This is a genomic window from Halomonas sp. Mc5H-6, from assembly GCF_024124705.1.
Lineage (GTDB): Bacteria > Pseudomonadota > Gammaproteobacteria > Pseudomonadales > Halomonadaceae > Vreelandella > Vreelandella subterranea.
This window is the reverse complement of the sequence record NZ_JAMXSI010000008.1, coordinates 110,018-123,980: the sequence shown is the minus strand read 5'-3', so window position 1 is coordinate 123,980 and position 13,963 is coordinate 110,018. Positions and strand designations below refer to the sequence as shown.

The 13,963-nt window shown below is 60.6% G+C and carries 12 protein-coding genes; 8 read left to right on the top strand and 4 right to left on the bottom strand.

Annotated elements, in window-relative coordinates:
- Positions 1-45: 45 nt before the first annotated feature.
- The 3 genes from zipA (at position 46) to NH395_RS12680 (ending at position 4,117) form a co-directional block, all read left to right on the top strand.
- Positions 46-1,698, top strand: a complete 1,653-nt coding sequence (gene zipA / locus NH395_RS12690) for a cell division protein ZipA (protein ID WP_253025314.1) — start codon at positions 46-48, stop codon at positions 1,696-1,698.
- 110 nt (positions 1,699-1,808) lie between these two features.
- The gene (gene ligA, locus NH395_RS12685) at positions 1,809-3,842 is read left to right on the top strand and encodes an NAD-dependent DNA ligase LigA (RefSeq protein WP_253025312.1); all 2,034 of its coding nucleotides are present in this window, start codon (positions 1,809-1,811) and stop codon (positions 3,840-3,842) included.
- Complete coding sequence (locus tag NH395_RS12680; RefSeq protein WP_066321347.1) at positions 3,842-4,117, top strand: YheU family protein; 276 nt, start codon at positions 3,842-3,844, stop codon at positions 4,115-4,117. The genes ligA and NH395_RS12680 overlap by 1 nt, the downstream gene beginning before the upstream one ends.
- 160 nt (positions 4,118-4,277) lie before the next feature.
- Here NH395_RS12680 and mnmC read toward each other — a convergent pair whose 3' ends face one another.
- Both mnmC and NH395_RS12670 read right to left on the bottom strand, forming a co-directional pair.
- The gene (mnmC, locus tag NH395_RS12675) at positions 4,278-6,284 is read right to left on the bottom strand and encodes a bifunctional tRNA (5-methylaminomethyl-2-thiouridine)(34)-methyltransferase MnmD/FAD-dependent 5-carboxymethylaminomethyl-2-thiouridine(34) oxidoreductase MnmC (RefSeq protein WP_253025310.1); all 2,007 of its coding nucleotides are present in this window, start codon (positions 6,282-6,284) and stop codon (positions 4,278-4,280) included.
- A 157-nt stretch (positions 6,285-6,441) separates the two neighbouring features.
- Positions 6,442-6,741, bottom strand: a complete 300-nt coding sequence (locus NH395_RS12670) for a YciI family protein (protein WP_092829713.1) — start codon at positions 6,739-6,741, stop codon at positions 6,442-6,444.
- A gap of 131 nt (positions 6,742-6,872) precedes the next feature.
- Between NH395_RS12670 and NH395_RS12665 the strand changes: the two genes are divergently transcribed.
- Positions 6,873-7,793: a PHP domain-containing protein gene (locus NH395_RS12665; protein WP_253025308.1), complete on the top strand. Its 921-nt coding sequence runs from the start codon at positions 6,873-6,875 to the stop codon at positions 7,791-7,793.
- A 48-nt stretch (positions 7,794-7,841) separates the two neighbouring features.
- The gene (locus NH395_RS12660; RefSeq protein WP_092829717.1) at positions 7,842-8,465 is read left to right on the top strand and encodes an L-threonylcarbamoyladenylate synthase; all 624 of its coding nucleotides are present in this window, start codon (positions 7,842-7,844) and stop codon (positions 8,463-8,465) included.
- Between the two features lie 55 nt (positions 8,466-8,520).
- Here the strand turns inward: NH395_RS12660 and NH395_RS12655 are convergent, their stop codons facing one another.
- On the bottom strand, positions 8,521-9,459 hold the full coding sequence (locus NH395_RS12655; RefSeq protein ID WP_253025306.1) for an ion transporter: 939 nt from the start codon (positions 9,457-9,459) through the stop codon (positions 8,521-8,523).
- 38 nt (positions 9,460-9,497) lie between these two features.
- Positions 9,498-10,379 carry a CYTH domain-containing protein gene (locus NH395_RS12650; RefSeq protein ID WP_253025304.1) on the bottom strand — a complete coding sequence of 294 codons (882 nt, stop codon included), beginning with the start codon at positions 10,377-10,379 and terminating at the stop codon, positions 9,498-9,500.
- A 117-nt stretch (positions 10,380-10,496) separates the two neighbouring features.
- Between NH395_RS12650 and NH395_RS12645 the strand changes: the two genes are divergently transcribed.
- The 3 genes from NH395_RS12645 (at position 10,497) to argA (ending at position 13,952) form a co-directional block, all read left to right on the top strand.
- On the top strand, positions 10,497-11,177 hold the full coding sequence (locus NH395_RS12645; protein WP_253025302.1) for a TIGR00153 family protein: 681 nt from the start codon (positions 10,497-10,499) through the stop codon (positions 11,175-11,177).
- A gap of 44 nt (positions 11,178-11,221) precedes the next feature.
- Positions 11,222-12,487 carry an inorganic phosphate transporter gene (locus tag NH395_RS12640; protein WP_253025300.1) on the top strand — a complete coding sequence of 422 codons (1,266 nt, stop codon included), beginning with the start codon at positions 11,222-11,224 and terminating at the stop codon, positions 12,485-12,487.
- Between the two features lie 148 nt (positions 12,488-12,635).
- Positions 12,636-13,952 (top strand): amino-acid N-acetyltransferase, encoded by a 1,317-nt coding sequence (argA, locus tag NH395_RS12635; protein ID WP_253025298.1) that lies wholly within the window; start codon positions 12,636-12,638, stop codon positions 13,950-13,952.
- The last annotated feature ends 11 nt before the right edge of the window (positions 13,953-13,963 follow it).

The window sequence follows — 13,963 nt, the reverse complement described above, 5'->3', positions numbered from 1 at the left end:
CATCGCGCCTTAGCAACCGTCAAAATGACCCATGGAATGTTCAACATGGAATTAAGAGAGTGGCTAATCATTTTAGGGCTGGCGCTGGTTTCCCTTATCGTCATCGATGGGGTGAGACGACTCCAGCGCCAGCGCCGTGTTCCTCGCCTTGACCAGTCTGTCGGCGAAACACCGTCAAGTCGATCCACCGAGTTTGACGATGAGGCTAAAGAAGCCGAAGTCAACTGGGAACTCCCCAACGGGGGAGCACGTGTCGTTAAGCCTGCTGATTATAGCGGTCTCAATCAAAAGCCGAAGTTGGAACGCCAAGAACACCCGGGTCCCTCGAAAATACTTTCACAGTTTAAGCGCAGTACCTCCAAGGCAGGTTCTCCCGCCTCTTCAAGGGTTGAAGAGCGCCCAAGGGTTGAAGAGAGCCCAAGGGTTGCAAAGAGACAGGATGAGCAGCCCGTCACCACGCGCACAGCCGAGGCACCAACGACGCGTGCCCAGCGCCCCGAGGTGAAAATGCCGGAGTCAACGCCAGAGCCGGAAACCAGCCGTCGCGAGTCGGCACAGTCCTCCTCGGACGACGTCAGCCCTGCGTCTGATGATGCCGTTACCGCCAGCCGCGAGCCTCGTTTAAGTGCCATTGACGAAAACGAGGCTGAACGTCAGGCGGCTCCGCAAGCTGCCCATGACGACAGGCCGGTATTGAGGGCCGAGCCGGAAGATGCAGCGTTCGCCAAACATGCCGCCTCCGATGGGTCGCCGAAACGTCGTCATCTGCGCAACGATATTGCCGGTGAGTACCCCGATGAAGACGAAGAAGATACCTATCGTCTGGTCGACTTCGAGGAAATCGGTCGTTCACTGAAACAGAAAATGATCGACCATCGCAAAGCGCGGGCGAAGAAAAAGGCCGAGAAGGCACGTCGCGCTGAAGCATTGGCCAAACAGAAAGAAGAACGCAAGGCGCTTGAAGCCGAGCAGCGCCGGGCAGCCGAGGAGGCCGCCGAGGCAGAGAAAGCCCGCATTGCTCAGGAACAGGCGAAAGAACGCGAGCTGGCTGCCCAGGCCGCCGAGGAAGAACGTCTCGCCCAGGCGTCTGACATGGCCCAGTATGCCGCCGATGAAGAAACCTATGACTCGGTGGCGCCACAAGCGACCCGGCACGAGCCTGAGGAAGGGGTCGTACGTACTCACCCTGCACTGGAAAAAGCATTGCGTCACGATGTCTGCGGTGAACACGCCAAGGAAACGTTGACCAATGCAGAAGAAATGATCGTCATCAGCGTGCTGTCACGCGATCCGGAAGGCTTTGACGGTGGCAAGTTACTGGAACTGATGATGGCCTGCGGCCTGCGTTATAGCAGTGCCATGGGGGTTTTCCACCGCTTCGAAACCGAAAGCGTCGACAGCGAACTGCAATTCTCCATGGTCAATGTCGTCAAGCCCGGCACCTTCCCCATTGAAGAGATGGACGAGTTCGTGACGCCCGGCATTACCCTGCTCATGCCGCTACCCGGCGCCCACGACAGCTCGGCAGCCTTCGAGGCCATGGTCGAAACCGCCATGGTGGTTGTGCGGCATATGGGTGGCGAGCTGAAAGACGAGAACCATAGCGTGATGACGGCCCAAACCATCGAGTTTGCGCGCCAACGCGTGCACGAGTTTGAACGCCGCCATCGCCTGCACCGCCATATGCAGGCCCACTGACAAGGCGCTTGTCATCCAGCACCCGTCCTCCTGCAGAGGGCGGGTGTTTTTATTTATAATACCGTTAACTTGTACTTTCGTTATTAGCCTGTCGATGAGAACCCGCTTCAATGAGTCAGCCTGCCCCCGATGTGCGGCAAGAAGTCAGCCAGCTTCGCGCCGAGCTGGACGATGCCAACTACCGCTACTATGTGCTGGATGAGCCCACGCTATCCGACGCGGACTACGACCGTAAATTTCAGCGTTTAAAAACCCTCGAGGACGAAAACCCAGCGCTCGTCACGCCGGACTCCCCGACCCAGCGGGTGGGCGCAGCGCCTGCCGATGGCTTCCCCGAAGTGGCCCACGCCATCCCCATGCTGTCGTTGGATAACGCCTTTAGCCGTGAGGATATCCATGCGTTTGCCGAGCGCGTTGCCGAACGCCTGGAGAACGAGGCAGATGACATCGAGTTTAGCTGCGAGCCCAAGCTTGACGGCGCCGCGGTGTCGTTGGTTTACGAGCAGGGTGTGCTGGTAAGCGGGGCGACGCGTGGCGATGGCCGTACCGGCGAAGGTATTACCTCCAACCTGCGCACGCTGGGTTCGGTGCCCTTGAAGCTGATGGGGGAAAACGCCCCCGAGCTGCTGGAAGTGCGCGGTGAGGTGATCATGCGCCATGCGGGCTTTGAAGCGCTCAACGAACGTGCCCGGGAAGAAGGCAGCAAGGTATTTGCCAACCCGCGTAACGCAGCGGCGGGCAGCCTGCGTCAACTGGACCCGCGCATCACCGCTAAACGGCCGCTGGAGTTTCACGCCTACCAGGCGGCTCGTCTTGAGCCCGACCTGGGCGATACGACCCACAGCGCCTTGATGGCACGGTTAACAACACTCGGCTTTCGTACCAGCGCCGAGCTAACCACCATGAAGGGCCCCAAAGCCGTTGCCGATTACTGTGAACAGCTCGGCGAGAAGCGCGACCAGTTGGGCTACGATATCGATGGCGTGGTCATCAAGGTGAACGATCTGCGTCATCAGCGGGAGCTGGGCTTTGTCGCCCGGGCGCCGCGCTGGGCCGTGGCCTTCAAGTTCCCCGCCCAGGAAGAAGTCACCACGCTCAATGAGGTGGAGTTTCAGGTGGGGCGTACCGGCGCCATTACCCCGGTGGCAAGGCTGGAACCAGTAACGGTAGCAGGCGTGACGGTAGCGAACGCCACACTGCACAATGCCGATGAAATTACCCGTTTGGGCGTCATGATTGGCGATACCGTCGCCATTCGTCGCGCCGGTGATGTGATTCCCCAGGTGGTCCGGGTGGATACCGACAAACGTCCCGCGGATGCCCGGCCCATTACGTTTCCCGATCATTGCCCCGTGTGTGGCTCGCAGATCGAACGCCTGGACGACGAAGCGGTGGCCCGCTGTTCCGGGGGGCTATACTGCGCCGCCCAGCGCAAAGAAGCGCTGAAGCATTTCGCCAGCCGCAAGGCACTGGATATCGACGGTCTGGGCGAAAAGCTGATCGAGCAGCTCGTTGACCTGGACTGGGTGAAAACCCCGGCAGATTTGTTTCATTTGACCGTAGAGCAGCTGCAAAGCCTGCCGCGCATGGGGGAAAAGTCATCCCGCAATCTGGTCAACGCCCTGGATAGCGCCAAATCGACAACGCTGGCGCGGTTCATCTACGCATTGGGGATACGCGAAGTTGGGGAAGCCACGGCGTCCAACCTGGCGAATCACTTCGGCACCCTCCAGGCATTGCAGGACGCCGACCAGGCAGGGCTGGAAGCGGTGAACGATGTGGGGCCGGTGGTCGCGGCTCACCTGTACACCTTCTTCCGCCAGCCGCATAACCTGGAAACACTGCAGGCGCTGATAGATGCCGGGATAACCTGGCAAGAGGCAGAGGTTACCCAAGGCCCCACGCCCCTTGATGGCCAGACCTGGGTGCTGACCGGTACCCTTGAGTCGATGACCCGGGATGAAGGCAAGGCGCGCCTGCAGGCGCTGGGCGCCAAGGTGTCAGGCAGCATCTCCAAGAAAACCGCCTGCCTGGTGGCGGGTGAAGCCGCGGGCAGTAAGCTCACCAAGGCCGAGCAGATGGGTGTCGACGTCATCGATGAAGCGACCTTTATAGACCGTTTGGCAGAGTGGGAGCAGCACTAATGAGCCGATTTATTGAAGTACCCGCCAGAATGCTGCCGCAGGAGACCCTGGATGCCCTGCTTGAGGCGTTTGTGACCCGCCAGGGCTACGACACGACCGATACCACCGGCGAGGGCATGCATGGCTGGGTCGCGCAGCTTAAAAAGCAGCTTGAGCGCAATGAGCTGATCATTGCCCACGACCTCGAGCTTGAGATGACCGAGGTGATGACCCTGGCCCAGTGGCGTTCCTTTGGCCGCGATATAGCCGACGACGAGGAGGAAGGCGACATTTAGGAGCCTGTCCGACTTAACACTGATCTACTGCGAATCCCGGTATTTTGGCCAACTTTATTCGATCGATTTCGTTAAATAGCGCGCTATTCGCCTCAATCGATCGATAAATTTAGCTCAAAATCCGTGCTTCTCGCGACGATCGGTCAAGCCGGACAGGCTCCTAGGTCGTCGTTCCCCGAATAATCGCGCTGATAAGCCGCCGCCCTGGGTGAAGGTGGTCGGCCAGCGGCAACTCCAGTGGCTGGGGGTCGTCGCTGATACGTGAGGCAATCACCTCGGCGCACAGCGGCGCGCTGGCAAGCCCGCGGGAACCGTGGGCGGTGGATATCCACAGCCCCGGGTAATGCTCCCCCTGTGTATCAGGCACTTTAGAGGCGTCCTTGCCTAATGCTTGATACGCCGCCTGCCAGGCTTCAGCCACCGGTACCGGCCCTGCGTAGGGGCTTTTGTCCGGGCTTGCCGCGCGTACGGCGGCCCGGCCCTCGAGTGATTCAGGGCTGAGCTCAACCCCTGCGTTTTCAAGGGCCGCCACCCAGTCGGGCAATGCCTCGCGCAGTTCGTCAATATTGCGCTGGTGGTCGTCAAGGGTGACGTGGCGGGTGGCGTTATTGGGCACAAAGCTGGCGCCAAAGGTCAGCACGCCATCCACAGGGGGCGACACATAGCCGCCAGCGCAAACCACGCGCTGAGGCGCTAGCACGTTTTCAGGCAGCGTCACTTCGCTGACCTGGCCGCGCACCTGCTGGAGCGGCAGTTGTGCGGTTTGCGCAAAGTGGTTGGCCAGTTGGGCGTTGGCGATCACGACCTGGTCGGCGCTCACGGTATCGCCGTTGGCCAGGTCGAGCTGCCAATGCTGCCCGTCCCGCTGCAGCTGTGTCACATCCCCCTGAATAACGCAGATAAGCGGATGAGCGAGCAGTTGCTCGCACAGCGCCTTGGGGTGTACCCAGCCTGCCTGGGGATAAAACAGCGCCTGCCGGGCACTGATCGGTACCCCGGCAAGCTCGCTTAACCCTTCCGTATGAGCCGACACCACCGCTTCAGGCAGCGCATGGTACGCCATGAAGCGCTGCTGGCGGCGGGCTTCCTTATCGCTTAACGCCAGCTGTACCACGCCGCTTGGCTGCCAGACGGGCGTGTCCGTGGCTAACTGGCCAAGCCAGCGCTGGGAATACATCAACCCGGCCAAATAGAACCGGCTTTGATGGTTTGTCTCGGCGGCCAGTTTGACGTACAGCGCCCCCTGGCGATTGCCCGAGCCGCCCGCGCCGGGTGCCTCACGCTCTACCACGCTGACCTTGATCCCGCGCCTGGCGAGGGCGGCGGCGACGCTGGCCCCGGCGATGCCCGCGCCAATCACCGCCACATGTCGGTTATCAAGGTTTGCAGGCGGCGTAAACCATGGCGTGGCGCCGCGGCGCGTGTCGCTTGGGGGCACGTCAATCATGCCCGCCAGCATTTCCCGCTTGCGTCCAAAGCCCGGCACTTTTTGCCACCCAAACCCGGCGGCTTTCAGCCCGCGCTTGACGATACCGGCGCAGGTGAAGGTGGCGAATGTCGCGCCGGGGCGCGAGCGCGCCGCCATGGCCTCAAACAGCTCAGGTTGCCACATCTCTGGGTTCTTGGAGGGCGCAAAGCCATCCAGAAACCAGGCGTCGACCTGGCCATCCAACTGCGACAGGCGCTCGGTGGTGTCGCCAAAATGCAGATCCAGCGTCACGCGTTCGCTCAGGTGCAAACGGTGGATGCCGCTGACCGCCTCGGGCCACTGGTCGCAAAGCACTTGTGCATAAGTGGCAAGCGACGGCCAGGCACTCAACGCGCGGATAAGCGAGGCCCGATCCAGGGGAAACTTCTCTGTGGATAACAGATGGAGTCGAGCATGGGCCGGTGCGTGCGCGTCAAAGCAGGCCCAGGCACACAGCATATTCAGCCCGGTGCCGAAGCCTGTCTCGCCGATCACGAAGGCACGCCTTTGCCGCCACTCGGCAAAACGGGTGGGCAGGTGATTGGCGTTGATAAACACGTGCTCGGTCTCGGCGCGGCCGTTCTCGCGGGAAAAATAAACGTCGTCGAAGGCGTCCGAGTGGGGCGCCGCGTCGTCCCAGGTGAGCGACGGCGACGTCAGCGCCGCCAGAGGCGGCAAAGGGTAAGGGCGTTGGGTCACGCAGTCATCCGTGTTGCAGAAAGATGGTTAAAAAATGACCAATTTGTGAATAGGGGCGTTATTCCTGGCTTAGGGAAATGCGTCCGCCGTGTTTTCACAGAGTTTTCCACAGCCTCTGTGAAAAAGCTGACGGACCCTCCATATTCACTCGCCAGGGTCAAGGCAAAACTTTCTTGAACGGTTTGACGGTCACCTGGGAATAAACACCGGCAATGACGTAGGGGTCGGCATCGGCCCAGCTTTTGGCGTCTTCCAGGCTGTCGAACTCGGCAATGACCAGGCTGCCACTGAAGCCCGCTTCGCCAGGGTCGTTGGCATCAATGGCCGGGTGGGGGCCAGCAAGTACCAGGCGCCCTTCGTCGCGCAGGGCTTCCAGGCGTGCGAGGTGGTCGGGCCGGGCGGCCAGGCGGCGTTCCAGACTGTTAGCCGTATCTTCACTGATGATGGCATATAGCATGTGCATAACTCCTTGAATGAAAAAGGAACAAAAAGGCGGCCAAGGACGCCTTCAATTGACCGGACCGGTATAAGCGAGCACCATATCGCCTCAACCTAAACCTTATTCTGACAAACTCGCCACACGGCGTCATGCCTATGCCCCGACTTCCTGCTACGTTCGAGACCGACCAGCGTTACCCCGTTGATTTGCATATGCATTCGACGGCATCCGACGGTGCCCTGACGCCGACGCAACTCGTCACGCTGTGCGCCGAACGCGGGCTGACGCACATGGCATTGACCGATCACGATACCATGGATGGCGTAGCGGAGGCGGGCCAGGCGGCTGAATCCGCGGGCATTTGCCTGCTGCCCGGCTGTGAGTTATCCACTCGCTGGCAGGGTATCAATATTCACATGGTGGCGCTGATGCCGGGCGGCCTCCAGGGCCCGCTAGTCGAAGGGCTGATCCACCAGCGCGAGGCCCGTATCAAGCGCGCTGACGTGATTGCCGAGCGGCTTGAAAAAGCCGGTCTGATCGACGCCCTGGCCAAGGCCCGCAAGCAGGCGGGGAGCGACCGGCCGCTGGGGCGCCCCGATTTTGCCCGTGCGCTGGTGGCAGATGGCATGGTGGCCGATTGGGCCAACGCCTTTAAACGCTTTTTGGGCAGTGGCAAGAAAGGCGATGTAAAGGCCCACTGGCCGGAAATCAGCGAGGCGGTGGGCTGGGTGGTGGCGTCGGGTGGCGTGGCGGTACTGGCCCATCCGCTGCGACACGGCCTGACCAGGCGCAAGCGTGGCCTGTTGATGGATACCTTTCAGGCCGCCGGCGGCCAGGCGGTGGAATTGGTCAGCGGCCAGCAAAACCCAGACAGCACCCGCGACCTGGCACGCCAGCTGGTGGAACGCGAGTTATACGCCTCGATGGGCAGCGATTTCCACTTTCCCGGCAGCCACGCCGCCCCCGGCAGCATGAGTTTGATACCGCGCACCGCGGCGCCCCCTATCTGGCAGCATCCGCGTTTACGCCACCTGCTGGACGCACCGGCTGGGCCTCTGGCCGCTGCGTAAGCTAAGGTAGGCGGTAGGATCACTAATACCCACAGGCAGGAGTACGCCATGAGCCAATACTTTCAGATTCATCCCGAGAATCCGCAAAAACGCCTGATCGACCAAGCCATCGAGATTATCCGCAAGGGCGGCGTGGTGGCGTACCCCACCGATTCCGGCTATGCGCTGGGTTGCCACCTGGGCGAGAAAAAAGCCATCGAGAAAATCAAATGGCTGCGCTCGCTGGACGACAAGCACAACTTCACCCTGGTGTGTTCGGACCTGTCGCAGATCGGCACCTACGCCAAGGTCGATAATGACGTGTTCCGGCTACTCAAGGCGCACACGCCTGGCCCCTACACCTTCATTCTAGACGCCAGCACTGAAGTGCCGCGCCTGCTGCTGCACCCCAAACGCCGTTCTATCGGTGTTCGCGTGCCGGACCACCGCATCACCCACGCGCTTCTGGAGGCGCTGGGCGAACCGCTGATGAGCGTTACCCTGATTCCCGTCGGCGAGGACCTGCCGATGAGCGACGCCGAGGACATCCGCGAGCGCTTTGGTGCACACCTGGATCTGATCATCGACGGCGGCGCCTGTCACCTGGACCCCACCAGCGTCATCGACCTGCGCGAACTGCCGCCCAAGATCGTCCGTGAAGGACGCGGGGATACCGCGCCGTTTAACATTTAAGTGGCTGGTGTTAAGCGCTTGAATGCTTAACGCCCTCAGCGTCTAACGGCGCGCCTCAGGTATCACTATCCTGGGGCGCGTTTTTGTCTGTATCGTCGCCTTTGTCATCTTTCTTCTTTTCCTCTTTCTTTTCTTCCTCTTTCTTGCGCGGGTCTTCAGTGTCTTCATCCAGCCAGGTGCCGCAGCGCAGGCAGTAATAAGCGCGTTTTTCGTGGCGCTCGTGGCCGCAGCCTGGGCAGGCTTCTTCGGAGTAGCGATCCTCGCGGATAGAACGGATGACCTGGGCGGAGAACACCCCGGTAGGCACGGCGATGATCGAGTAACCGAGCAGCATCAACACCACGGTGATGGATTTGCCGAGCGGGGTGGCCGGGACAATATCGCCGTAGCCCACCGTGGTCATGCTGACGATCGCCCAGTAGATCGACATGGGAATACTGGTGAAGCCGGCTTCTGGCGATTCAATCACATACATGAGCGCCGCAAACAGCGTGACCACCATGAAAATGCTGAAGAAGAACAGCAGGATCTGGCGCAGGCTGCGCTTCAAGGCGTCAATTAACAGCCGTGCTTCACCGACAAACTCCATCAGCCGAAGAATACGGAAGATCCGCAACACCCGCAGAATTCTGACAATCACCAGGCCATGGGCGCCGGGAATGAGCAGGACCAGCCAGGTCGGCAGAATGGCAATCAGGTCGACGATACCGTAAAAACTTTTCAAGTATAGGGTGGGCCGCTCGAGACAATATATGCGCAGCAGCAGCTCGATGCTGAACAGCAGGGTAAATATCCACTCCAGGACATAAAAAAGCGTGCCGTAACGGGCAGCATAAGCTTCGACGCTGTTCAGCAAAATCACGCCGACGCTGAGCAAAATCGCCAAAATCAAGCCGATGTCGAAGGCTTTGGCCCCTGGCGTGTTCGACTCGAAAATGATGTGGAAAAGCTTCGTGCGCAATCCTTCTGCGCCCGGGTGCAAGGGAAAGTTCATCAATACCGTCCTGAAGGTGCCGTTAAAGCCGTCAACGTCTAGCGTAGCGCGGTTTGATACGCCAGGCGATGGGCAAAGGCCAACGCCGCCTGTCCGTAGGCAAGGTTGGGCTGGTCAGTGGTTTCCAACGCACACCGCATGGTTTCGACGTCGAAGCGCGCCTGGTCGGTGAGCGTCGGGTCTGACGCCAGCTTGGTGAGCGCTGCCTGGGCGATGGCCAGGTGATCGGCGCGGTGGCTGTCGTGGTAGGCATCCAACGCCAGGGTGGCGCGGTGCATCCATTGAGCAGGCGTTGTTGCCTCGGGCAGTGGCCATTGTCGGGCGGCCAGGGCCGTGCCGCGGGCCGCCTTGCTGCTGTCGGAAGGGCGCAGGGGCACCTGCTCGGCAAGCGCCAGGGCCTTGGACCAGAGCGATTCAGGCTCGCCCTGTTTGAGTTCCAGTTCGGCCTCGCAAATGCTCGTTCGATAGCCGCCGCTGTGGATATCGCCCTGATCCAGCGCCAGTTCGATATGGCTTTCCGGTCCTGCCAACTGCCAGCTGTGGCGCACAAAATCGGTATTCAACTGCGCCACCAGGGCGGGGATCGACTCGGCGAGCGGCCCTTGAAAAGGCGGTAGTTCGGCGAGGCGCTGGGTATCCAGCTCAAGGCTCGGTACCGACCATTCCCATTCCTGGCGCTCGGAAAATCCGCCGCCACCGTGACCCGCTGTCTTGACCGTCTGCAGCACCTGGTCATCCACTTGGCGAAGCCGAACGGCGATGCGTGCTTCTGCAAGCGCTCCCTTGGGCGTATCGAAGTAGGTGTTGATGAGCGTTTGCCGTTTGGGTGTCAGCGACTGCAACAGGGGATGCTGGAAAAGCAACGCCGGCCCCCCGGGGGCGAGGGCAAGTTTCAGTTCGATCTCGGTGGGTGTTGACATGACGCTAGCTACCCCTATTCGATGAATTTTTAGTGAACTTTTCATGACGTCGAGCAGCACAGTCACTATACTGTCGCCGTTATTTCATGGCTTCCCGAAAACAGGCGTAAAGGCTTTATGGTTACTTCTAACCCCTTCTCCGCGATGTTTGGCCGCTCGCCATTCCAGCCGCTACTCGCGCATATCGTCAAGGCAAACGAATGTGCTGATCAACTTCTGCCATTCTTCGAGGCGACGCTGGCCGGCGATTGGGAGAGCGCCGGGCAACTGCGCGAAAACGTCACGCGCTTGGAGCACGATGCCGACGTACTCAAAACCGAGCTGCGTCTGAACCTTCCCAACACCATGTTCCTGCCCGTCTCGCGTTCTGATCTGCTCGACCTGATCAGCGTACAGGACAAGATTGCCAACAAGGCGCGTGACATTACCGGCATTATGCTGGGCCGCAAAATGACCGTGCCCAGCGAACTGGCCGACCCCATGCGTGACTATATCCGCACCAGTGTGGCCTGTGTGGCGCAAGCCCGCCAAGCCTTGGAAGAACTCAAGGACCTGTTGGAGTCAGGCTTCGGGCGCAACGTCTCGGATGTGATGCAAAACATGATTCGCGAACTGCATACCCTAGAGCACCAGGCGGATGCCCAGCAGGTCGCGATCCGCCGCCAGCTGTTCAGCCTGGAAAGTGAGTTGCCGCCGGTCGATGTGGTGTTCCTCTACCAGATCATCGATTGGGTGGGCGAACTCTCCGACCGTGCCGAGCGGGTGGGCAGCCGCCTGCAGATCATGACCGCCAACTAAGTTGATCCCGACTTAATATCTGATCCCCAAACAAGGGAAGCGTTATGCAGATCATTGCTCAGCACGGTGATATTTTTATCATCCTGGCCTGTCTTTTCGGCTTTTTCATGGCCTGGGGCGTGGGGGCCAACGACGTGGCCAACGCCATGGGTACCTCGGTCGGCTCGAAAGCCATCACCATTAAACAGGCGATCTTGATCGCTGTGGTATTTGAGTTTTTGGGGGCCTGGCTTGCCGGTGGCGAAGTCACCAACACCATCCGCAAGGGCATTATAGACCCTGAACTGCTGCAGGAGGATCCTCAGCTGTTGGTCTACGGCATGATGGCAGCCCTATTGGCCGCAGCAACTTGGCTGCTGATTGCCTCAATGAAAGGCTGGCCAGTATCTACTACTCATTCGATTGTCGGTGCCATCGTCGGCTTTGCTGTGGCGGGTCTGGGCGCTGACACTGTTGACTGGGGCGCGGTAGGCAATATCGCCGCAAGCTGGCTGGTGTCGCCGCTATTGGCCGGTACCGCCGGTTTTATGCTGTTCAAGTCGGTCCAGCATCTGGTGTTTGAAGACCGTGACCCGCTGGCCGCCGCCAAACGCTATCTACCCGCCTATGTTTTCCTGGTGGGCTTTGTTGTCTCCATGGTTACCATGACCAAAGGGCTCAAGCATGTTGGGCTTGATCTATCGTTTGTCCAGAGCCTTTTGATTTCGGTGGCCCTGGGCGTCGTATTGTCTGGCATTGGTGTCTTGATGGAGCGCCGGGTGACATACGTGCAAAGTAGCAATGACCACTTTGGCTATGCCAACGTTGAACGCGCCTTTGGCGTGCTGATGATCTTCACTGCCTGCGCCATGGCCTTCGCCCACGGCTCGAACGATGTGGCAAACGCCGTTGGCCCGTTGGCCGCCGTGATCAGCGTGGTGCAAACCGGCGGTGAAATTGAAGGCTCAGCGCTGGTGCCTTGGTGGGTGCTGGTGCTTGGCGGCGGCGGTATCGTTGCAGGTTTGGTTACCTATGGTCATAAGGTAATTGCCACCGTGGGCACGGGAATTACCGAGCTAACCCCTAGCCGTGGGTTTGCAGCGACTCTGGCTGCGGCCACTACAGTTGTGTTGGCCTCGGGCACCGGCCTGCCTATTTCCACTACCCATACGTTGGTCGGCGCCGTCCTTGGGGTTGGACTGGCGCGGGGCATGACCGCGCTTAATCTACGTGTGATTGGCACTATCGCCATGTCATGGCTGATCACGCTACCCGCGGGCGCGGGCTTGGCCATTCTGTTCTTCTTCATGTTCAAGGGCATGTTCGGCTAAGCAGCGGTTTTTTACCGCCGACCCGACGACCCCAAGCGCTAGCGGCACCTTCTTTATGCATAAGTGCATTAGAAGGTGCCGCTATTTTTTGCGCTCTGGTAAAGTAAGGGCAGCTTTTTTCATTCACCTGCTGCCGGAGAGCGGCCCCTTGGATACACGTTTCCCCTTTGTCGACTGGTTTCGTAATGCGTCCCCCTATATCAACGCGCACCGGGGACGAACCTTTGTCATCTTGATTGAAGGCGAAGCCATGGCGTCTGGCCGAGGGGAGCAGCTGATCCAGGATCTGGCGCTGCTGCACACCCTGGGCGTGCGACTGGTGGTCGTGTTCGGCATTCGCCCTCAGGTGAATGAAGCGCTCACCGCTGCGGGGGTCGAGCCCACGCGCCTCAATGGCCGCTGGGTCGCTGACCGCGCCGTCATGGCCCACGTCGAGCAGGTAGCGGCGCACCTGCGGTTGTGGCTGGAAGCACGGCTTTCATTGGGCCTGCCCAGCACCCCATTGCATGGCGTAGAACTCAGCGTGATCTCAGGGAACCTCGTCACGGCCAAACCCCTGGGGGTGCGCGAAGGCATCGACTTCGACCACAGCGGCGAAGTGCGCCGTGTGCGGGCGGATGCCATTCAAGGCCTGCTGGACAAGGGCTCGCTGGTGTTGCTGCCGCCGCTGGGATTTTCCAGCACCGGCGAGGTGTTCGACCTGGACGCCTCGGAAGTCGCCCAGCACGCCGCAGTGGCGCTCAAAGCCGACAAGCTGATACTGCTGGGCGAGTCCGATGGCCTGGAAGACGAGCAGGGCGCACTGCTGCGCCAGCTTTCTCCCGCTGATGCCGAGCCGCGCCTGCAGCAGGCTGTTCCAGGCAGCGAACTGGCCCGCCATCTGAACGCTGCCTGCACCGCCGCGCGGGAAGGCGTGGCTCGCACGCACCTGCTTTCCTGGCGCAACCACGACGCCTTGCTGGGGGAACTCTTCACTCGTGACGGGGTGGGGACGATGATCACCCAGCACCGCTATGAGCAGCTGCGCCCGGCCACGCTCAACGATGTGGCGGGCCTGCTGGAACTGCTGGAACCGCTGGAAAACCGGGGCATGCTGGTGGCACGCTCCCGGGAGCGGCTCGAGCACGAAATCGACGATTACATGGTCATCGAGCGCGACGGCATGGTGATCGGCTGCGCGGCGCTGCATGTCTTCCCGGATGCGGGCGTGGCCGAGCTGGCCTGCGTGGCCGTGCATGGCAACTACCGGGGCGGCGAGCGCGGCGAGCGGTTGGTCGAGGCCCTGGAACGCCGTGCCCGCCAGCGCGCAGTGCAGGAAATGTTCGTGCTGACCACCCACACCGCGCACTGGTTTGTGGAGCGGGGCTTCCGCGCCGCCAGCCTGGAAGAGCTGCCGCCGCTGAAGCGTGAAACCTACAACCACGCGCGCAAATCCAAGGTGCTGATCAAAACGCTGGCTTCCTAGGCCTCGGGTCC

Bases quoted from the DNA above. Each gene is read 5' to 3' on its own strand.
- NH395_RS12655 (WP_253025306.1), bottom strand. From the start codon at position 9,459: ATGAACTTTCCCTTGCACCCGGGCGCAGAAGGATTGCGCACGAAGCTT.
- zipA (WP_253025314.1), top strand. From the start codon at position 46: ATGGAATTAAGAGAGTGGCTAATCATTTTAGGGCTGGCGCTGGTTTCC.
- NH395_RS12645 (WP_253025302.1), top strand. From the start codon at position 10,497: ATGGTTACTTCTAACCCCTTCTCCGCGATGTTTGGCCGCTCGCCATTC.
- NH395_RS12650 (WP_253025304.1), bottom strand. From the start codon at position 10,379: ATGTCAACACCCACCGAGATCGAACTGAAACTTGCCCTCGCCCCCGGG.
- NH395_RS12665 (WP_253025308.1), top strand. From the start codon at position 6,873: ATGCCTATGCCCCGACTTCCTGCTACGTTCGAGACCGACCAGCGTTAC.
- NH395_RS12670 (WP_092829713.1), bottom strand. From the start codon at position 6,741: ATGCTATATGCCATCATCAGTGAAGATACGGCTAACAGTCTGGAACGC.
- NH395_RS12640 (WP_253025300.1), top strand. From the start codon at position 11,222: ATGCAGATCATTGCTCAGCACGGTGATATTTTTATCATCCTGGCCTGT.
- NH395_RS12680 (WP_066321347.1), top strand. From the start codon at position 3,842: ATGAGCCGATTTATTGAAGTACCCGCCAGAATGCTGCCGCAGGAGACC.
- NH395_RS12660 (WP_092829717.1), top strand. From the start codon at position 7,842: ATGAGCCAATACTTTCAGATTCATCCCGAGAATCCGCAAAAACGCCTG.
- ligA (WP_253025312.1), top strand. From the start codon at position 1,809: ATGAGTCAGCCTGCCCCCGATGTGCGGCAAGAAGTCAGCCAGCTTCGC.